Origin of the sequence: Oryzomonas japonica (assembly GCF_008802365.1) — a bacterium.
In the GTDB taxonomy this organism is placed as follows: domain Bacteria; phylum Desulfobacterota; class Desulfuromonadia; order Geobacterales; family Pseudopelobacteraceae; genus Oryzomonas; species Oryzomonas japonica.
This window is the reverse complement of record NZ_VZQZ01000001.1, coordinates 338,990-359,055: the sequence shown is the minus strand read 5'-3', so window position 1 is coordinate 359,055 and position 20,066 is coordinate 338,990. Positions and strand designations below refer to the sequence as shown.

General features: G+C 58.6%; 13 protein-coding genes. 6 read left to right on the top strand and 7 right to left on the bottom strand.

The features are described 5' to 3' along the window. Window positions 1-43 precede the first annotated feature (43 nt). Entirely contained in the window at window positions 44-4,399 is a 4,356-nt protein-coding gene (locus tag F6V25_RS01605) for an NACHT domain-containing protein (RefSeq protein ID WP_151126618.1), read from the top strand. Window positions 4,400-4,483: 84 nt separating this feature from the next. On the opposite strand, the gene F6V25_RS01600 is transcribed toward F6V25_RS01605, so the two are convergent. After that, window positions 4,484-6,496, bottom strand: coding sequence for a molybdopterin oxidoreductase family protein (locus tag F6V25_RS01600; protein WP_151126616.1), 2,013 nt, complete (start codon window positions 6,494-6,496; stop codon window positions 4,484-4,486). A gap of 113 nt (window positions 6,497-6,609) precedes the next feature. Here F6V25_RS01600 and F6V25_RS01595 point away from each other — a divergent pair, with 113 nt between their 5' ends. The 4 genes from F6V25_RS01595 (at window position 6,610) to F6V25_RS01580 (ending at window position 9,539) form a co-directional block, all read left to right on the top strand. Then, on the top strand, window positions 6,610-7,170 hold the full coding sequence (locus F6V25_RS01595; RefSeq protein ID WP_151126614.1) for a glycine cleavage system transcriptional repressor: 561 nt from the start codon (window positions 6,610-6,612) through the stop codon (window positions 7,168-7,170). 3 nt (window positions 7,171-7,173) lie between these two features. Further along, window positions 7,174-7,680: a peptide deformylase gene (gene def, locus F6V25_RS01590; RefSeq protein WP_151126612.1), complete on the top strand. Its 507-nt coding sequence runs from the start codon at window positions 7,174-7,176 to the stop codon at window positions 7,678-7,680. An 8-nt stretch (window positions 7,681-7,688) separates the two neighbouring features. Then, window positions 7,689-8,237: an AmmeMemoRadiSam system protein A gene (amrA, locus tag F6V25_RS01585; RefSeq protein ID WP_151126610.1), complete on the top strand. Its 549-nt coding sequence runs from the start codon at window positions 7,689-7,691 to the stop codon at window positions 8,235-8,237. Between the two features lie 120 nt (window positions 8,238-8,357). Beyond that, the gene (locus F6V25_RS01580) at window positions 8,358-9,539 is read left to right on the top strand and encodes a methyl-accepting chemotaxis protein (protein WP_151126608.1); all 1,182 of its coding nucleotides are present in this window, start codon (window positions 8,358-8,360) and stop codon (window positions 9,537-9,539) included. Between the two features lie 224 nt (window positions 9,540-9,763). Here F6V25_RS01580 and ppdK read toward each other — a convergent pair whose 3' ends face one another. Both ppdK and gspG read right to left on the bottom strand, forming a co-directional pair. After that, window positions 9,764-12,424 (bottom strand): pyruvate, phosphate dikinase, encoded by a 2,661-nt coding sequence (gene ppdK / locus F6V25_RS01575; RefSeq protein ID WP_151126606.1) that lies wholly within the window; start codon window positions 12,422-12,424, stop codon window positions 9,764-9,766. Window positions 12,425-12,560: 136 nt separating this feature from the next. Then, complete coding sequence (gene gspG / locus F6V25_RS01570) at window positions 12,561-13,001, bottom strand: type II secretion system major pseudopilin GspG (protein WP_151126604.1); 441 nt, start codon at window positions 12,999-13,001, stop codon at window positions 12,561-12,563. A 441-nt stretch (window positions 13,002-13,442) separates the two neighbouring features. Here gspG and F6V25_RS01565 point away from each other — a divergent pair, with 441 nt between their 5' ends. After that, complete coding sequence (locus F6V25_RS01565) at window positions 13,443-13,709, top strand: cytochrome c7 (RefSeq protein WP_149307450.1); 267 nt, start codon at window positions 13,443-13,445, stop codon at window positions 13,707-13,709. 205 nt (window positions 13,710-13,914) lie between these two features. Here F6V25_RS01565 and F6V25_RS01560 read toward each other — a convergent pair whose 3' ends face one another. From F6V25_RS01560 to gltX, 4 genes are all read right to left on the bottom strand, one after another. After that, on the bottom strand, window positions 13,915-14,781 hold the full coding sequence (locus F6V25_RS01560) for a winged helix-turn-helix transcriptional regulator (RefSeq protein WP_246166927.1): 867 nt from the start codon (window positions 14,779-14,781) through the stop codon (window positions 13,915-13,917). Window positions 14,782-14,966: 185 nt separating this feature from the next. Further along, window positions 14,967-17,024, bottom strand: a complete 2,058-nt coding sequence (gene uvrB / locus F6V25_RS01555) for an excinuclease ABC subunit UvrB (protein ID WP_151126602.1) — start codon at window positions 17,022-17,024, stop codon at window positions 14,967-14,969. Between the two features lie 15 nt (window positions 17,025-17,039). Next, entirely contained in the window at window positions 17,040-18,449 is a 1,410-nt protein-coding gene (locus tag F6V25_RS01550; protein WP_151126600.1) for a Ni/Fe hydrogenase subunit alpha, read from the bottom strand. A gap of 154 nt (window positions 18,450-18,603) precedes the next feature. Continuing rightward, on the bottom strand, window positions 18,604-20,004 hold the full coding sequence (gene gltX, locus F6V25_RS01545) for a glutamate--tRNA ligase (RefSeq protein WP_151126598.1): 1,401 nt from the start codon (window positions 20,002-20,004) through the stop codon (window positions 18,604-18,606). Window positions 20,005-20,066: the final 62 nt, after the last annotated feature.

Genomic DNA, 20,066 nt, shown 5'->3' with positions numbered 1-20,066 from the left:
ACAATTTTACACACTATTGTGTTCAAATCGTCCGGGAGACAGAATGAAGCTATTCAAAATATTTTTATCGTCCCCAGGCGATTGTAACGATGAGCGTAACGCCGTCCATCAATTGGTGGCACGTCTTAACGCTGACCCACTTGTTGAAGCGCTCACACATATTGAGGTTGTTGCGTGGGATTGGGGCGCGGGAGTGCCTTTGGATGCATTGCATTCACCACAAGGCTCAGTAAATGAGCATATGCCTACTCCTGAAGTCTGTGACCTTTTCATCGGCATTTTTCGATGCCGGTTTGGTACCCCGTTACCAAGGGATGAGTTTAGAAAAATAGATGGAACTCCTTATCTATCAGGCAGCGAATATGAATTCCATAGAGCATGGCAAGTCCGTCGCCTTGGACAAGGACATCCACGCATCCAGATATACCGATGGGAAATCAACGATGCAAGCTGTTGCAATGACCATGAGCAACTACAACGTTTGAAATCCTTTTTTGAAGCCCCACCGTTCCACGATGGAACAAACTGGACTGGTTCCTTACACTCTTTTCAAGATACTGACAATTTCATCAAGCAGGTTGAAAACCATATCAAACGTTTCCTGAGCCAACTGTCGCCTGGCCTAACACCACCTCTGTCGACTTGGTGCAGGCATCAGGCGGAGAAGCTCACCCAGCTTGCAGGTCCACGCTATACCTCCCAAGCACATATTGAAACAAGCGTGGGCAAGGTGTTTGATTGGCTACTCATTAGGCAGGGAGCTATTGAGGAACTTGACGACGGTCTAAAAAAGGTATGGGAACGCCTACCTACCGAACAGGCATTCGAAGATGTTAAAGGAGCCTTAGGAAAGGTCGCTGAAGGGTTGCGAAATGATACCCTTTGGCACAAACTGCCAGATTTCAATTCACTAATTCAGCTGCTTAAAAAAATAGAAACCCTTGCTTGGTCGGAATACGAAAAACTTCGAGATTCAGAGCCAAAGGGTTCAACATCGGAAAAACTCAACCACCTAAAGTGGACACTGCAGGAGGCTAGTTCGAACACACATACCGTTACGCACCTGATACAGACATATTCAACATTAGCAACAAAGCGCGTTCTTGTATTAACCGGTCCTGCCGGGCAAGGAAAAACGCATTCTCTTGTACACGAGGTACACCGTACCTTGAAATTAGGTGGACTGGCTATTGGCATTTTGGGCCAGCAACTCTCAGGAAGCGGGACTCTTTGGGAAGAAATCAGACAATGCCTTGATTATTCGGAAACTATTTCCAACTTTCTTGATACTCTGGAGAGCGAAGCGGCACAATTAAATCAGCGTGTCTTGATTGTTATCGATGCCCTCAACGAAACAAACCATAGAGAGCGCTGGGCTCGGCAACTGCCGGGCATGCTTCATGACATCCTGCGGCATCCCCACTTGGCAGTAACACTGAGCATTCGCTTCGATTACTTATCTTTTGTGCTTCCACAAATACCAGAAGAGACAGAAACTCCATGGGTAATCAAGGGGCACCCCGGATTCGTCGGAATGGAACCAGATGCTTTAATCAAATATTTTGCTCACTTTGGTGTTAAAGCTCCGATTGCACCGCCAGTTGGAGAACTCGGCAACCCGCTTTATGTACAATTACTCGCCAAAAGCATACAGGGTCAAGACGAACTGCTTCATTGGCGGCCTTCATGGTTGGATGTCTGGAACACGTGGATTGACCGTTTGGAAAAGGATGCCGCTGAGAAACAAATCCTAAATGATCCATCCCGGAAAAAACCAATTCGTCGGACCCTGATAAAACTCGCACAGACAATGCTTGAATCTGGAAGTTTTACCCTATCCCGCGAAAACGCTGATGATATTGCACGGCGTATATGTGGAGTAGACAATGTGATTGCTTTCCTTTGTTCAGCGGGCGCTCTCACCGACTGGGTTGAAAATAACCACGAAGAGATAATTGATTTTGCCTATGAGCGGTTAAGCGATACGTTCCTTGCAGACACACTAATTACAGACTTATTTAAGGGGTTAGTCACGGCAGAAGCAAAGCGCGAAGCCTTCACAACAGCCACCTTACAGGACGGCAAGCTATACCCATTAATTGATCCTGAATGGGGCGAAAGCCCATTATATTATCGCCGTACAGGCTTATTACGCGCCTTTTGCCTCACTGTCCCACGGCAAATCGGCTGCGAGCTTCCTGGTCTTTTTGCAGGACGCAAAAATAAAATTTGCGGAGAGTTGAGTGATGCATTTACCGATAGCCTGCGTTGGCGAAATAGTTCAGAAGAATTTGCCGCCACGCCAAAAGAATTATGGGAATTTTGGCAAACATGGAGTGGGAAGAGGATAGAATACGTTGAAATCGACGAGATATTAACGTTTTCCTTAATTCCAGAGCATCCTTTTGCCATGGGCAAACTGTTGCATCCATGGTTACTTACGCAGGAATCCCCTGGTGCCCGGGATGCCTGTTGGACAATACACCTCATACCGCTTTATCAAAACGATGATTCAACGCTCAACTTGTTAATGCGATGGGCTGTCGAAGCCAACCTAGAAGGGCTACGCTCTGAAATTGCTTTGCCAGTGGCACAAATTCTTGCCTGGTTCTCGGCGACATCGCATCCAGGAATGCGAGAAAAGGCAATCCAGGGATTAACCCGTGTGGTAACTGCATGCCCGAAGATTGTTCAAGACTTTCTGCCGGATTTTTTGTCAGCCAACGATGCCTATGTTGTGGAAGCCGTTTTGATAGCAATATGGGGCATGGTAATTGATGATCACTCCCGGGATGCTGCAACGTTTGTAGCCCAAAGGATACTGCACGATATCTTCCCTAGAGGCAGTACACGCTGGTGCCATGTAACTATACGTCATTACGCTCGAAAGATTGTTGAAAGAGTGTTCGAACGGGGATGCTTGCCTGGATTAGACGTCAATATAGTTCGCCCTCCCTATCAGAGTACACTCCTCCTCAGCGAAGTCCCGGACAAGGCAGGAATAAAGGCTCTGAACGATTCTCTGGGATTTGGTCGAATTGTACATTCGGCCACTGATTGGGACTTCTTCCGCTATGTAATGGGGGGGAACTGGGGCTCAGCTCCATTTAGTTCTATACCCAAAGCGACTACAAGAGAAGTCCCAAGGCCATACATTGTCTCGGAACGAGACATTCCGACCCCTGCTAAGCAAAGTAGTTTCGATTTAGCCCTTGCCGGACGTTTTGTCGCATGGAATTGCCTCAATCTCGGTTGGACTTCCGAGAGGTTCAATAACTTCGATACGGGACATTATACGGAAGAATATGGAAGAATTTCTCATCATGGCCGTACGGAGCGTATTGGGAAGAAATATCAGTGGATAAGTTGGTTTACGATGCTGGCGTTTATGGCTGATAACTTTGAAATGATAGGTGACGGGAATGGAGAAACTATAGAATATGATAGTCCAGCCCAACTCAGCTATATTGACCTATATGATCCATCCCGCTGGATAAACAGCACTTCAACCCAACATAGATCTGAAGAAAAAACAGATTTTTGGGCGTTGCCAAACCTTCCCAAATGGCCTTTGCCTAAGCCAGATAGTATCAAAGCATGGGGAGAGTCTTTGAGCCATGATCTTCCTCCTACAGATATTATTTCATGGATACCGGAATTGCCCAAAGAATGGAGTAATGGCCCATGGATACGAGTTGCTGCAGAGCACATTTGGGAGGAAAGCTTTGCACCTGGTCAATGGGGAGTAAACAAAAAATTTCATGCTGATATTTGGTGGCAAATTTCACCGCGCCTTATTCTCAACAGTGACTTCCCGAACCTTTTGGAACTGCTGGGAGAACCAGAATTTTTGAAGCATTTCCGAGAAATTGGCCGCGTCGATTTACCGTGCGCCAGGGATACAGAATTACCTGCCTGGAGTGTTCTTGAGGGCGCGTTTGCAGAAGGCTTTATTGACACGTCTGATAGCCACTGGAGAGACTGGTTTCCTGTCCCATGGATGCATTTTGTAGGAGAATGCGGAGATTCAGACCGTCGAGATTCCCATGGGCCAGTAGTAATGCCTTGGCCTCGGCTAATTCGTGAGTGGCAGCTTGAGCTTGATCTTCGGCGGGGTGTTATGCATAAAAACGGTGAAATAATTTTTGGACTCGCAGGGTGGATATTGGGAAAAGACGCCCTTATGGCGCGTTTGGACCCACTCCAGAGATTACTCATGGAGTCGGGCTATAAACTTATTTGGTTGTTGCGTGGCGAGCGCAGAGTTTTTTTGAATTTGTCGCTGCCACATGATGACCCAAGTTCATGGGTTGACTTGTACGGACTTGCATATCTGGGAATGTATGGCCATGTTCAGACAGCTTGGCTTGATCGAACGCTGAAGTTGAGACAGATATAGCTAAACCTCTCCCGGTGGGCGAGGGAAACATTCACACCCTTCTCCCTGAGGGAGAAGGTGCCCCGGAGGGGCGGATGAGGGGGGTTACGCCCCCCGCACCTCCACCGCCACATCGTACAACGTGCTCCCCCTTCCGCCGTCGGTCAGACGTTGCGACGTCAGGGCGTTTACCCCCCGTTCGCCGGGGCGGAATTCCCGCCACCAGACCCCTTCCGTGACCACGGTCCCCGCCGGGACCCATTCCGTGACCCCCAGGACAAACAGCACCTCTCCGAGGGAGTTGTAGGCGATCACCCGCTGGCCGTCCGCCAGCCCCCGCTCAGCCGCATCCAGCGGGTGCATCCTCAGGGCCATGGGCACCTGTCTCTCCCGCAGGTCGTCCTGCTCGTAAAAGCTGGAATTGAGGGCATAGGGGGTGGTTGCCGGCTGCAGGCGCAGGGGAAAGCCGTCCCCTGCGGCATGGGTGGGGAGCAGGCACGGCAGGGGCTCCGGCTCCCGGATGTTCAAGATCTCGATCTTGCCGGAGGGGGTCTTCCAGTCCCCTTTGGAGTTTGAGGGGGGCGTCAGCGGCACCGTCTCCCCCTGGCGCAGGCGTTGGGTCGTCTCCCGATCCCGCCAGGAGGTGTCGAAATCCAGCAACTGCTCCACCAGATCGTCGGCAGACTGCCGGAAAAAGGGCTCGTCCCATCCCATGCCCGCAGCCAGGAGCGAAAACACCTCCCAGTTGGATTTGGCCTCCCCCACCGGAGGGATGGCTGCGCTGCAACGCTGGCTGTGGTAGCCGCCGTAACAGCGGTACAGGTCCGGCTGCTCCAGGGATGAGGTGGCCGGCAGGACGATGTCGGCATAGCGGGCCGTATCGGTCAGGAAGCGCTCGTGCACTACCGTAAACAGGTCGTTGCGCTCCAGCCCCCTGATGACGGCGTTCTGGTCGGGGGTCACGGCGGCCGGATTGGAGTGATAGACGTAGAGGGACATGACGGGCGGGTCGTCCAGTTCGGTCAGCGCATGCCCCAGTTGATTCATGCTCACCAGGCGGGTCGGCCGTTCCATGAACTCCTCCCGCGTGATCCGGTGCAGAGGAAAGGCGCCCCCGGTGGAGGTACCGGGGAACACGCCGCCTCCGGGGCGCTGCCATGCCCCACTGACGGCGGGGAGGCAGGCGATGGTGCGGACGGTCATGGCGCCGTTGCCGTAGCGGGAGAGGCCGCTCCCCAGGCGGACAAAGGGGGCCTTTGCCGTTGCAAATTCCCGCGCCAGCCGTTCGATGACACCGGCGGGAAGGCCGCAGGCCTCGGACATCCGCTCCGGGGCGCACTCGGGGAGCACCTTTTCGGCGAACTCCTCGAAGCCGAGCACGTTATCCCGGATAAAGTCATGGTCCGCCAGGCCTTCACGGACCATGACGTGCATCATCCCCAGGGCCAGGGCGCCGTCGCCGCCGGGACGCACGATAAAGGCCTCGTCCACAGCCTCGCAGGTCGGGGTGCGGTAGGTGTCGATGGCCCACACCCGGGCGCCGCGCCGCCGCGCCGCCTGGACGTCCCGCATGGCGTGGATGCTGGTGGCGCTGGCGTTGATTCCCCACAGGATCACCAGGTCGCTCTGTTCCATCTCCCCCGGCTCCATGGCCGGGGTATCCCCCATGATCGCCTTCCACCCCGCATCCTTGGCCGGCGAGCAGATGGTCCGTTCCAGACGCGAGGCCCCCAGTTTGTGGAAGAAGGGGTGCCCGCTGTTCCTCTGCACCAGTCCCATGGTGCCGGCATAGGAATAGGGGAGGACGCATTCTCCCCCGTAGCTGGCGATCAGCCCCTTCCAGCAGGAGCAGATGCGCTCGATCGCCTCCGGCCACGAAACAGGTTCGAAGCGTCCCTCCCCCTTGGGACCGGTGCGCATCAGCGGGGTTGTCAGACGACGCGGCGAGTGGACCGTACGCTCGTAGTGATGCATCTTGGGGCAGAGCAGGCCGCGGGTCATGGGGTGGTCGGGGTCGCCGGCAACACGCACGGCACGGCCATCCTCCACCTCCACCAGCAAACCGCAGGCGTCGGGGCAGTCGTAGGGACAGACGGAACGAACAATGTTGGGGTTCATGGAGATTTTCCTTCCTGATATGAGGGATAAAATATTATACTTGGATTTTCTTTCTTGTGCAGACCAAATCCGATTCCGTCACGAAGACCATGACCGAATCCCGTGGGGGTTATATGACACCGCAGCCTGACATCCTGCATTATGCCGTATCCGTTGTCGGCAAGGACCGCACCGGCATCGTTTCCGGCATTGCCGCAGCGCTCTTCCGCCTGGGGTGCAACCTCGCCGACTCCAGTTGCACCATGCTGGCCGGCGAGTTTGCCGTGATCCTGATCGTATCCCATGTAAAGCCGTTCAGCAAGAGCCGCCTCTACGACGAACTGAAGCCGGTCTGCGACGGGCTCGGCATGTCCCTGGCCGTACGCACCCTCCAGGCCGACGAGATCGCCCGTCTGGAACCCCCGGGGGAGATTTGCCTGATCTCGGTCTACGGAGCCGACCAGCCGGGCATCGTCTACCGGGTGACCCAGGAGCTGGCGGAGCGGGGCGTCAATATCACGGACCTGAATACCAAACTGATCGGCACGGACGACGAGCCGGTCTACGTGATGATGCTGGAAGCGGCCCTGCCGGACGGGCAAACCCCGGAAGAGCTTGAAGCGCTGCTGGGAGATCTGAAAAAGGAGCTGAACGTGGAAATCGGCGTGCGGGTGGTTACGCCGGTGGCCTTCTGACATATGGCAACTCAACCTATTCTGCGCTATCCTCACCCGGTGCTTAAGAAGCTCTGCCACCGGGTTACAACCATTGACAACGCGATACATGACCTGATCCGGGATCTGCTCGACACCATGCGCGAGGGACCGGGATCGGTGGGAGTGGCAGCGCCCCAGATCGGCGTCACCCTACGGGTCTGCGTGGTGGACGTGTCGGCCAGCCGGCACGGCAAGGACAACAACCACGGCCAACTGTGCATGATCAACCCGGAGATTACGGCCCGGAGCGGAACGGCCGTCATGCGCGAGGGATGCATGAGCGTGCCGGACTATACCGGGGATGTGGAACGGGCCACCGAGATCACGGTCAGGTACGACGAACCGGACGGAACGGAACGGATTTTCACCGCAACCGGATTCGAGGCGGTGGCCATCCAGCACGAAATGGACCACCTGGACGGCATCCTATTTCTGGACCGGATCGTCAGCCTGAAGACCGGGCTGTTCCGACGCAAGAACTACAGGTAGGAGGCGTTATGGCGGAACTCTTGACCAAAAAGGAACAGAAGGAACTGCTGAAGATTGCCCGCAACACCATCGTTGCCTATGTCGCCACCGGGCAGATCCCCCCTGTCGGGACCACCTCGAAAGGACTCGCCTGCGAAAACGGCTGTTTCGTGACCATCAAACAGCACGAGCGCCTGCGAGGCTGCATCGGCAACTTTGTCTCGGACAAGCCGCTCTACAGCCTGGTACAGGAGATGGCCGTGTCGGCCGCAACCCGCGATCCGCGTTTCTACCCCATGAAGTCCCAGGACCTGGACGATTTTAACCTTGAGATATCGGTGCTCTCCCCCCTGGAGAAGATCACATCGGTTGATCAGATTCAGGTGGGAAAGCACGGCATCTATATCGTCAAGGACAGCTACCGGGGTGTTTTGCTCCCCCAGGTGGCCACCGAATACGGCTGGGATCGTGACACCTTCCTGAAACATACCTGCATCAAAGCCGGTCTGCCCGAGAACGCCTGGCAGAAGGAGTGCGACATCTACATCTTTAGCGCCCTGGTGTTCGGCGAGGAGTAATCGCGAAGCGATTTCTCCAACAGGGGCTGATATCGCATCATCCGGACCTGTGGCTTGTCGTCTCTGAGCCGATGGTTTGCCGGCTCGCGGTCCAAACATTGCACAGAATGGGGAAGTTCAATGAAAACTCTCTGGAACATGTATCTTAACCTGACCATCCGCGTCCGCATCATCATCCTCTGCATATGCTACAGTTTCTGCATCATCGCAGCCGGAGCGGTCGGCCAGACCCAATCCCTCTCGGCCACATCCCTGGCCGTCATACTCTTCACCATTCTCGGCACCCTGTTCAGTGGGATCAACATCTGGTCCATCACCTCGCCCATCAACAGGACCATTGGCTATCTCAAGGAAATGGCCACCGGCGACCTGCAGCGGGATATCCAGATCAAACGCAACAATGAGGTGAGCGCCATACTGCGTTCCCTTCGGGAACTTCAGCACTCAATGCGGGGAATCGTCATGGGGATCCAGACGACGTCGGGCCAGATCGCCGCTTCCTCGGAGCAGTTGCGGCAGACCTCCGCAACCATCGCCGACGGCACCGAAAGCGCCGCCACCCAGGCTGCCTCGGTCAGCGCCGCGGTCGATAACCTGGCGACCGCGAGCACGGACATATCCACCAGATGCCTCGAAATGTCCGACATGGCCAGGGAGGCGGAGCAGGTGTCACGAGAGGGGGAACAGATCATTTCCGGCATGTCCGGAACCATGGGGGCCATCGAGGGGGTAATCACCGAGACCACCGAGGCGGTAAAATCCCTGGGGGACAATTCAACGCGCATCGGCGACATCCTGGCCACCATCGGTGACATCGCCGACCAGACCAACCTGCTGGCCCTGAACGCAGCCATTGAAGCGGCGCGGGCAGGCGAGCAGGGACGCGGATTCGCGGTGGTCGCCGACGAGGTGCGCAGCCTCGCCGAGCGGACCACGTCGGCGACCCGCGAGATCCAGACCATTATTGACGCTCTTCAGAAGGATGTCGGAAACGTGGTCTCTTCCATGGAGCAGAGCTCAGGCAGCGTACGCGAAGGTGGCGAAGGGGTACGCCACTCGTGCGAGGCCATTGGCGCAATCCTCCGTCAGATCGGCGTCCTCCACGGCCAGGTGTCCCAGGTGTCGACCGCCGCCACCGGCCAGTCCACAACCACCTCGGCCATAACCGAGAACATGCATCTCATTACCCGCGTCATCAGCGAGGCCGCCTCCGGGGCGGAGCAGACGGAGTCGGCCGCCTCCGGCCTGGCCACGTCGGCCGCGGAGCTCCAGCAGATGGTGAACCGTTTTAAACTTTCCTAGCCACGTTTATACCTGTGGCAACCACTTTTCGAGCAGTTCTGCCACGAGCCAGGAATGGAAACGGAGCCGATATCTAAAAGAGGAGTAATTTAAAATAATTACCCGCATATTCGGTGCGTTAAAACGTTGAGTCCCAACAACGCTGGTAAGGAATTACGAAGGCCCCCCGGAAAGAACTATTCCGGGGGGCCTTCGTAATCAGGCTCTGTTGCGGGGAAGCGGGATCAGGGGGCCAGGGCCGCGTGGGCCGCTGCCAGCCGGGCGATGGGTACCCGGAAGGGGGAGCAGGAGACGTAGTCCAGCCCGGCCTTGTGGCAGAAGATGACCGATGACGGGTCGCCGCCATGCTCGCCGCAAATGCCCAGCTTGATCTTCGGGCGGGTGGCGCGCCCCTTCTCCACCGCAATTTTGACCAGTTGGCCGACGCCGTTCTGGTCCAGCGACACAAAAGGATCCTCCGCCAGGATACCGTGGTCCACGTAGAACGGCAGGAATTTACCGGCATCGTCCCGGGAAAGACCAAAGGTGGTCTGGGTCAGGTCGTTGGTGCCGAAGGAGAAGAATTCGGCCTCGCCGGCGATCTCGTCGGCGGTCAGCGCCGCGCGGGGCAACTCGATCATGGTGCCGATCAGGTACTCCAGCGTGACGCCGTACTGGGCGATGACCTCGTCACAGATGGCCACGGCGTTCTGCTTGAGCACCTGAAGCTCCTTGACCGTGGCGATCAGGGGGATCATGATCTCCGGGACGATGGAGAACCCCTCATTTTTGACCAGTTCGCAGGCCGCCTCCATGATGGCCCGCACCTGCATGTCGTAGATCTCGGGAAAGGTGATGCCCAGGCGGCAGCCGCGATGACCGAGCATCGGGTTGAATTCGTGGAGGAACTCCACCTTGTGCCTGAGGGCGCTTACCGGCACCTTCATGGTTTTGGAAAGCTCCTCCAGGTCCTTTTCTTCCTGGGGCAGGAACTCGTGCAGCGGCGGGTCCAGCAGACGGATCGTTACCGGCAGTCCCTTCATCTCGCGGAAGAGGCCGATGAAATCCCCCTTCTGCATGGGCAGAATCTTGGCCAGAGCCTTTTCGCGACCTTCCACCTCCTCGGAGAGGATCATCTCCCGGACGGCCGCGATACGCTCGGCGTCAAAGAACATATGTTCGGTGCGGCACAGGCCGATTCCCTCGGCGCCGAACTGGCGGGCGACCTTGGCATCGTGGGGGGTATCGGCATTGGCACGGACCCTGAGCTTGCGGTAAGTATCGACCCATGCCATCAATTGGGCGAAGTCGCCGGTCATGGCCGGGGCGACCGTCGGCACGGCGCCCAGCATCACTTCGCCGCGGGACCCATCCAGGGTGATCGTGTCCCCCTTCTTTACCACCACGCCGCCCCGGGCCGTAAAGGTTTCGCCGGCGTAGTCCACCTTGATATCGCCACAGCCGGCCACGCAGCATTTCCCCATGCCCCGGGCCACGACCGCCGCGTGGGAGGTCATACCGCCCCGGGCGGTGAGGATGCCTTGGGCGGCGTGCATGCCGTGAATATCCTCGGGGCTGGTCTCGATGCGCACCAGGATCACCTTCTTGCCTAGCTTGGCTTCGGCTTCGGCCTCATCGGCGCTGAAGACCACCTGGCCGGAAACGGCGCCCGGCGAGGCCGGCAGCCCCTTGGCGATGATCTGCTTGGCGGCGGCGGGATCGAGGGAAGGGTGCAGGAGCTGATCGAGCTGGGAGGGCTGGACCCGCAGGACCGCCTCCTTCTCGTCGATCAGCCCTTCCTTCACCATATCCACGGCGATCTTTATGGCTGCCGGCGCGGTGCGCTTGCCGTTGCGGGTCTGCAGCATGAAGAGCTTGCCCTTCTCGATGGTGAATTCAATGTCCTGCATGTCCTTGTAATGCTTTTCCAGGGTGTCGCGGATATCCGCCAACTGCCGGTAGCATTCGGGCAGGACCTCCTCCATGGAGGGTAGCTTGCCGTCCTTGTCCTTGACGCGGTTGATCGGCTGGGGGGTGCGGATGCCCGCCACCACGTCCTCTCCCTGGGCGTTGACCAGGAATTCGCCGAAGAAGTAGTTTTCGCCGGTGGAGGGGTCGCGGGTGAACGCCACGCCGGTGGCGCAATCGTCGCCCATATTGCCGAACACCATGGACTGGACGTTCACGGCGGTACCCCACTCGGCGGGGATGTTGTTGAGCTTGCGGTAGGTAATGGCGCGCGGGTTCATCCACGAGCCGAAAACGGCGCCGATGGCCCCCCACAACTGTTCATGGGGATCTTCGGGAAATTCCTTCCCCAACTCATCCTTGATCTTGAGCTTGAAGGCCCCGACCAGCTCTCGCCAATCGGCGGCCAAAAGCTCCGTATCCTGGTGGACGCCCCGCTGCTCCTTCTTCTGTTCCAGCAGGTGTTCGAGGATATCCTTCTCCATGCCCATGACCACGTCGGAATACATCTGCACGAAACGGCGGTAGGCGTCATAGGCGAACCGTTCGTCCCCGCTCTGGGCGATGATGCCCTGAACCGTGGTATCGTTGAGGCCGAGATTGAGGATGGTGTCCATCATGCCCGGCATGGAGGCGCGGGCGCCGGAACGGACGGAGACGAGCAGGGGGTTCTTGGGGTCGCCGAATTTTCTCCCCATCAGCGCCTCGACCCTTTTGAGGTTTTCGGCTACGGTCGCAGTCAGGGATTCGGGATATGCCTGGTTGTTCTTATAAAATTCGGTGCAGACCTCGGTGGTGATGGTAAAGCCGGGGGGGACCGGAAGGCCGATACTGGTCATTTCCGCCAGATTGGCCCCCTTGCCCCCCAACAGATTTTTCATCTCTGCCCGGCCCTCGGCCTGGCCGTTGCCAAAGAAATACACATACTTCTGCGTCATAGTGCTGCCTCCTCAAGGATGATAGAGAATCGTGCTTTAGACCGGCTAAAAACTTTTATTCATAATTAAAATAATAGGTTAGGCGGTCAACTATAACGCAGAAAAACAAAATTTCAACCTTAAAAGCGAAAAAGGGCTACTTCAGATCCCAACTGCTGATATCGGCATTCTTCCCGTCGCCCCCTTTGGCGCCGTCGGCACCGTAGGAGTAGAGGTCGTAATCCCCATGTTCGCCCGGCGACACATAGAGGAAGTCGTTGCCCCAGCCATCCTTGGGCACGTTTTTGCTCTCCAGATAGCCCCCCTCCTTAAAGTTCTTGGGGATAACCCCCACGGTCGGTTTTGTCACCAGGGAGTTCAACCCCTGTTCCGTAGAGGGATAAGCGCCGTTGTCGAGCTTATAGAGTTTAAGGGCCGACTCCAGGTTTCTGATCTGGGTCTTGGTGGTCTGGATCTTGGCGTCATCGGTGCGGCCCATGATCTTGGGGCCGACCAGAGCGGCCAAAAGCGCCAGGATGACGATCACCACCATGATCTCGATGAGGGTGAAGCCGCGCTTGTTGTTGAGTTGTTTCATATCTCCGTATCCTCCATCAGTGTGATTCCCTGCTTCTAGGGATTTTACATGAACAGGGGCGCATGGCAAGGCTTTTTCAGGCCGCCACCATCTATCCCAAAAGAACAAGCCACCACCTCAATTGCGGTAGAGAACGGGCACATCCCTCCGGCGCCAGTTCAACCAACCAAAATGATTTCACCATATTATGACATCATCATCTTTTGGCACATGATATGTATACAACCAGTGTAACAAACTGCGGAGCATGAGAAAATACCGACGTCCCGCTGACGCAAACGCCCGTGCCCCGGACGAATCGCCAGCCGGAAGCCGCAGAGAAAGCACGGCGCGCAGCCGACAAAAGCGCGGATAAAAAATAGATTGACGGACCTCGGCCTTACAATGCATTATCGCGTATACAAACTTTTGCAGCACACCACCATCAAGGAGAGAGAAACCATGAAAAAGACCGTAATCGCCATCCTCGCCATCGCAGCCTTTGCCGGGACCGCTTTTGCCGCCGACGTGATCACCCTGAAGAGAGGCGTCACGTTCAATCACAAGGCCCACCAGGAAATGCTGAAGGACTGTACGAAATGCCACGCCTCCGCAGCAGGCGGCAAGATCGAAGGCTTCGGCAAGGACTGGGCTCACAAGACCTGCAAAGGTTGCCACAGCACCATGGCCAAAGGGCCGACCTCCTGCAAAGAGTGCCACAAACAGTAACCGTTTGAACGGTTGACGACGTTTCACGAGAGGGCAGCAACGACGCTGCCCTCTTCTCGTTCTAAGAGGTTGTTGAAAAACAGCCATCTCGCCGCCGTCCTCGAAAGCCCTTTCGTGCGGCGTAGCGCTGCTACGCCTCCTCATGGCTTTCTGCGGATGCGACGATCTGGCTATTTTTGAACAACCTGGGTTTTTCAACAGCCTGCTATCCCTTGATCCCCACGCCCTCCCCCTGTTTGCAGAGAAACCCCTCGCGCTGCATGGCCTCAAGATTGCTCTGCACCGCCTCCAACTCGGCGCCGAGCAGTTCGGCCAATGCCTTGGCCGTTATCCCCGGATTCTCCATGACGGCCCGCAACATGCGGCTGCGCAACTGGCGGTTCGACCCCTCGAATCGCGACTGCCGGGTGTGGTGGGCGCTACGGCGGCCAGGATTGGGATGGCTCTGCTTGAGCATCACGCCGTAATCCATCAACCCATAGAACCACGTGCGGGGATCGTCTCGGTCCAAGGTCGCCCCCACCAGGGGCATGATCTCCCGGTCCCCCACCTGGTCCCGGCTGTGGAAAAAGAAATGGATGAAGACCGTGCGGATGTTGGTCTCGATAAAGGGCTCCGTTACCCCGAAGGCGAAGGTCGCCACGGCCCGGGCCGTGTACGGGCCGATACCGGGCAAGGACTCCAACTCCACGATTGTCGTGGGGAATTGGCCGGCAAAGCGCTCCACGATCTCCTCGGCGCACCGTTTAAGGGCCAGGGCGCGGCGGTTGTAGCCCAGCCCCTGCCACACCTGCAATACCTGGGGCAAGGGAGCGGCGGCAAGGTCGGCAAGTGCTGGAAAGGCCGCCAGGAATTCGGCATACTTGGCCTTGACCCGTTCCACCTGGGTCTGCTGGAGCATGATCTCGGAGATCAGGATGCAATAGGGGTTGCGGGTCTCGCGCCACGGCATGGGGCGAGGATTGGCGTGGTGGTGGGCCAGGATACATTTCTGGAAGGCCTTGACCGTTGCAAGGTCGAGGGCGCCGGTTTCGTGGTAGCGGTTGGTGAGGTGTTCAGGGTTCAATGTCAAGCTTCGATCCTATGATCTAAAACGGCAATTCTGCCACAGAGACACAGAGAAAATCAGGCGCAAGACAAACAAAAAACAACGATTCCAGATAATTGTTTTACCTCAAAAAACCTTTTGCCTTTCTCTGTGTACCTCTGTGTCTCCGTGTCTCTGTGGCGGATTTGTTTTTAAAAGATTCGCCGGGTTCACCGCAGCGCCAACTCCATCTCCTCCAGCCGCTTGATCCGGTCCCGCAATCCGGCGGCGGTTTCGAAATCCAGCGCCTTGGCCGCCGCCAGCATCTCCTTGCGCAGCTTCTTGACCAGCTTGGGGATCTCCTTGGGCGCTAAGTACTCCTCGGTCGTCTCGGCCACGCCACTCGCCGGGGTGTAGTAATCCTTCTCCTCGATGGACCCCAGGATCGTGCCCATCGCCTTTTTGACCGTCTCGGGGGTGATGCCGAACTCCTGGTTATAGGCCAACTGCTTGACGCGACGGCGCTCGGTCTCGTCGAGGCAGGCCTGCATGGAGCGGGTCACCACATCGGCGTACATCAGCACCCGGCCGTCCACATTGCGGGCGGCCCGGCCGCAGGTCTGGATCAGGGAGCGGGCGGAACGGAGGAACCCCTCCTTGTCGGCGTCCAGGATGGCCACCAGGGAAACCTCCGGCAGGTCCAGCCCCTCCCGCAGCAGGTTGATGCCCACCAGTACGTCGAACTCCCCCATCCTGAGATCACGCAGGATCTGCATACGCTCGATGGTGACGATGTCCGAGTGCAGGTAGCGCACCTTGACCCCCAACTCCCGATAATAGTTGGTCAACTCCTCGGCCATGCGCTTGGTCAGGGTAGTCACCAGTACACGTTCACCCTTGGCCACGGTTGCCCGGACCTCGTGGAGGAGATCGTCCACCTGGCCGAGTGCAGCCTCCCCCCCTAGTTTAGGGGGGGATTGAGGGGGGGTAGCCGTCGCCGGCCGGATCTCGATCTTCGGGTCCACCAGCCCGGTGGGGCGGATGACCTGTTCCACGAAGACGCCACCGCTCCGCTCCATCTCGAAATCCGCCGGCGTGGCCGAGACGTATACCGCCTGGCGGATGCGCCGTTCGAACTCCTGAAAATTGAGCGGCCGGTTGTCCAGGGCCGCCGGCAGACGGAAGCCATACTGCACCAGGGTTTCCTTGCGGCTGCGGTCTCCCCGGTACATGCCCCCCACCTGGGGGATGGTGATATGGGACTCGTCCACGAAGAGCACGAAATCCTCGGGGAAATAGTCGATCAGGGTGTAGGGGGGCTCCCCCTCCGTGCGCCCGTCGAAATAGCGGGAATAGTTCTCGATCCCCTGGCAGAACCCCATCTCCTCCATCATCTCGATGTCAAAAAAGGTGCGCTGCTCGATGCGCTGGGCCTCCAGCAGCATGTTCCGCTCCCCGAAATAGCGGAGGCGCTCCCCCAGGTCCACGCGAATCTGCTCCACCGCTTTTTCCAGGGTCTCGCGGGTGGAGACGTAATGGGATGCCGGATAGATGGCGCATTTGGCCAATTTCTGGAGCACCACCCCTCGTAACGGGTCGATCTCGCTGATGGCCTCAACCTCGTCGCCGAAGAACTCGATGCGCAGCGCCTTGTCGCTGTCGTAGGCGGGAAAGACCTCCACCACGTCGCCCCGCACCCGGAAGGTGCCGCGGTGGAAGTCCATATCGTTGCGTTCGTACTGGATCTCCACCAACTTTTTTAGCAGGGCGTCGCGGCCGAAATCCTCCCCCTGGTGGAAGAAGATGTGCAGGCTGGCATAGGCCTCGGGCGAGCCGATGCCATAGATGCAGGAGACCGAGGCCACGATGATCACGTCGCGCCGGGTCAGGAGGCTGCGGGTAGCCGAGTGGCGCATCTTGTCGATCTCGTCGTTGATCGATGAATCCTTCTCGATGAAGGTATCGGTGGTGGGGAGATAGGCTTCCGGCTGGTAATAGTCGTAGTAGGAGACGAAGTATTCCACGGCGTTGTCCGGGAAGAGTTCCTTGAACTCGCCGTAGAGCTGGGCCGCCAGGGTCTTGTTGGGGGCCAGCACCAGAGCCGGCCGGCCGGTCTGGGCGATGACGTTGGCCACGGTGAAGGTCTTGCCCGAACCGGTCACCCCCAGCAATACCTGATGTTGGTCGCCGCGCTCGATCCCTTCCACCAGTTCGGCAATGGCCTGGGGCTGGTCGCCGCGGGGGGTATAGGATGTGGTCAGGTTGAAGAGGGATGCACTCGAACTCATGGGGTTATTCTAGCCTTACCGGACAGCCCTGTCCAGCACCTTCCCGTCGGCCGATCTCAGCGTGACGGTCATGCCCATTCTGCCGACCGCATGGGTAGCGCAGGAAAGGCAGGGGTCGTAGAGGCGGATGCCGTGTTCGACCCGGTTAAGGAGCCCCTCGCCGAGCGCCCCCCCCTGGAGATGCTGTCGGGCGATGTCGGTGATGGTCCGGTCCATGGCGCGGCTGTTATGGGCCGTTGCCACGATCAGGTTGACCCCGGTCAACAGGCCGTCACGGTCCACATGGTAATGGTGGATCAGGGTGCCGCGGGGGGCCTCGGTGACGCCGACTCCCTCGGAGGCGTTGACTCCGGCTCGGGCCAGGAACTGACGATCGACGCACAGCGGGTCGTCCAGCAAGCCCGCGATCCGCTCCACGGCGTAGAGCATCTCGATCAACCGGGCCTGGTGGTAATCGAGGCTGGCGGTGGAGGTCCGCCGCCCCCCCAGAAGTTCCTTGCGGGCCTGCTCCGCCTGGGGCGCAGCCGCGAACGGGGCCACGGAGAGGCGGGCCAGGGGGCCGACACGGTAGAGACGATCCTCGCCAAAAATACATTCCGTGGGCTTCAGGTAGCTGTCGGTGGCCACGGTCTCACGGATGGCGGCGGCGTACTCCTCCGGCACCAGGTCGCCGACCGTCCCGCCGGCCGCATCCATGAACCGCAGCCGGCCGCTGTAATGGTCGAGGCACCCGTCCACGCCCACCAACCCCAGGAAGAGACTGGGAAAATCGCCGCAGTTGCCCATCTCGGACCGAAAGCCCTCGCTCCGCTCCCGCAACAGATCTAGGGCAAAGCGCGTCAACTCCCGCGCCTCGGGGAGTAGGGCGACGATGGCGGCGCGCCCCTCCTCGCCCAACGGCTCACCCATGCCCCCTGCCACGATATGTTCCGGGTGCAGGCGGCGGCCGGCGATCAGGTTGACGATCTCCTGGCCGATCTGGCGCAGGCGGACCCCCTTGCGGATGACCTCGGGGCGGTGGCGCGCCACGCCGACGATATTCCGTTCCGTGGGGTCGCTGTCAAGGCCGAGGACGATGTCCGGGGCGGAGAGGTGAAAAAAGCTGAGGGAATGGCTGAGGATCAGTTGGGCCAGGGAGAGAATCCGGCGGAGGTGCTGCGCTGCCGGGGGGATGGCTACCCCCATGATGTGTTCCCCGGCCATGGCCGCGGCCAGGGCGTGGCTGACCGGGCAGATGCCGCAAATCCGGGCGGTGATGGTCGGCATCTCCCAAAAGGGACGCCCCAGGCAAAAGGATTCGAAACCGCGGAATTCCCGGACGTGCAGTCGGGCCTCCGCCACCTGTCCGGCCGCGTCCAATTGGATGGTGATGGCGGCGTGCCCCTCGATGCGGCTCACCGGGGATATGGTGATGGTCGTGCCCATGGTGAAGAGTGTACCACACTTCAGAAGGATGTCAGGAAGAGGGGGAAGAGAGCTATAAACAGTAGGGGCGCATTGCATGCGCCCCTAACGATTCAGACAGGTAACCACCGAAGCAGTGGCATCCCGAATCTGCGGTCACGCGCTGTTTTCTTCGCTACGCAGCCACGGTTTCCCTAGCCCTGGCAATCCGCTTGACGGCCTCCCCGATCCCCAGGGTGACGATGATATCGCCGATACCGGGGGCTTGGCTGCCGCCCGAGAGGGCGACGCGTACCGGCTGTCCAACCTGGCCCATCTTCCACCCCTTGTCGGCGCAAATCTCCTTGAACAGGGCGTCGATATCCTCGGCCGTGGCGGTGGCGACGGTTGCCAGCCTTTGGGCCACCGCGTCGTAGACCGCCCGCAGGTGTTCCTTGTCGAACTTGGCCAGGGCGGCCTCGTCGTAGGCGTCGGGGGCCTTGAAATAGAAGGCGGCCCGGTCGGCCATCTCTTCCAGGGTCTGGGCCCGTTCCTGAAGCGTCTTTACCACCGCGGCCACCTCGGGCCCGCCCTGGGGGTCGATGCCGCGTGATTCCAGGTGGGGCAGGAGCAGCCCGGCCAGACGTGCCGGATCGCCGGTCTTGATGTAATGGGCATTCAGCCACAGCAACTTCTCCGTGTTGAAGACGCTGGCGGAGCGGCCGATGTTGGTGATGTCGAACTTCTGGATCATCTCCTCGCGGGTGAAGATCTCGTCGTCGCCGTGGCTCCACCCCAGACGTACCAGATAGTTCACCAGCGCCTCGGGAAGAAAACCCATGTCGCGGTAGGCCATCACGCTGGTGGCGCCGTGGCGCTTGGAGAGACGCGCCTTGTCGCTCCCCAGGATCATGGGAACGTGGGCGAATTTGGGCACCGGAAAGCCCAGTGCCTCGTAGAGCTGAATCTGGCGCGGGGTGTTGTTGACATGATCGTCGCCGCGGATCACGGTGGTGACCTTCATGATGGCGTCGTCGATCACGACGCAGAAGTTATAGGTCGGCGTACCGTCGCTGCGCTGGATGATCAGGTCGTCAAGTTCCTCGGCCGGGAAGGCGATGCGCCCCTTGATCAGGTCGTCGAAGGCCACCTCCCCCTCCTGGGGGGCGCGGAAGCGGACCACGAACGGCTTGTCGGCCGGCTGCTCGCCCAGTTCGCGGCAGGTGCCGTCATACTTGGGCTTGCGCCCTTCCTTCATGGCCTGTTCGCGCTTGGCCGTCAGCTCTTCGGCCGTACAGTAGCACTTGTAGGCCTTGCCCGCCTCCAGCAGCTTCTGGACATACTCCCGATAGAGGTCGAAGTTGTCGGTCTGGTAGAAGGGGCCCTCGTCCCAGTCCAGCCCGAGCCATTCCATGGCCTGCAGGATGGCGTCGATGGAGGCCTGGGTGGAACGTTCCACATCCGTGTCCTCTATGCGCAGGATGAAGGTGCCCCCCTGTTTTCTGGCCAGCAGCCAATTGAACAGGGCGGTACGGGCTCCCCCCACATGGAGGTAGCCGGTGGGGCTGGGTGCGAAACGGACGCGCAGGTCGGACATAGTGAATCTCCTTGACTATTTTAAGTGCGGCAGAGGCGTGGCATCTTTGCGGACGGTTACTA

Bases quoted from the DNA above. Each gene is read 5' to 3' on its own strand.
- F6V25_RS01605 (WP_151126618.1), top strand. From the start codon at position 44: ATGAAGCTATTCAAAATATTTTTATCGTCCCCAGGCGATTGTAACGAT.
- F6V25_RS01600 (WP_151126616.1), bottom strand. From the start codon at position 6,496: ATGAACCCCAACATTGTTCGTTCCGTCTGTCCCTACGACTGCCCCGAC.
- F6V25_RS01595 (WP_151126614.1), top strand. From the start codon at position 6,610: ATGACACCGCAGCCTGACATCCTGCATTATGCCGTATCCGTTGTCGGC.
- def (WP_151126612.1), top strand. From the start codon at position 7,174: ATGGCAACTCAACCTATTCTGCGCTATCCTCACCCGGTGCTTAAGAAG.
- amrA (WP_151126610.1), top strand. From the start codon at position 7,689: ATGGCGGAACTCTTGACCAAAAAGGAACAGAAGGAACTGCTGAAGATT.
- F6V25_RS01580 (WP_151126608.1), top strand. From the start codon at position 8,358: ATGAAAACTCTCTGGAACATGTATCTTAACCTGACCATCCGCGTCCGC.
- ppdK (WP_151126606.1), bottom strand. From the start codon at position 12,424: ATGACGCAGAAGTATGTGTATTTCTTTGGCAACGGCCAGGCCGAGGGC.
- gspG (WP_151126604.1), bottom strand. From the start codon at position 13,001: ATGAAACAACTCAACAACAAGCGCGGCTTCACCCTCATCGAGATCATG.
- F6V25_RS01565 (WP_149307450.1), top strand. From the start codon at position 13,443: ATGAAAAAGACCGTAATCGCCATCCTCGCCATCGCAGCCTTTGCCGGG.
- uvrB (WP_151126602.1), bottom strand. From the start codon at position 17,024: ATGAGTTCGAGTGCATCCCTCTTCAACCTGACCACATCCTATACCCCC.
- F6V25_RS01550 (WP_151126600.1), bottom strand. From the start codon at position 18,449: ATGGGCACGACCATCACCATATCCCCGGTGAGCCGCATCGAGGGGCAC.
- gltX (WP_151126598.1), bottom strand. From the start codon at position 20,004: ATGTCCGACCTGCGCGTCCGTTTCGCACCCAGCCCCACCGGCTACCTC.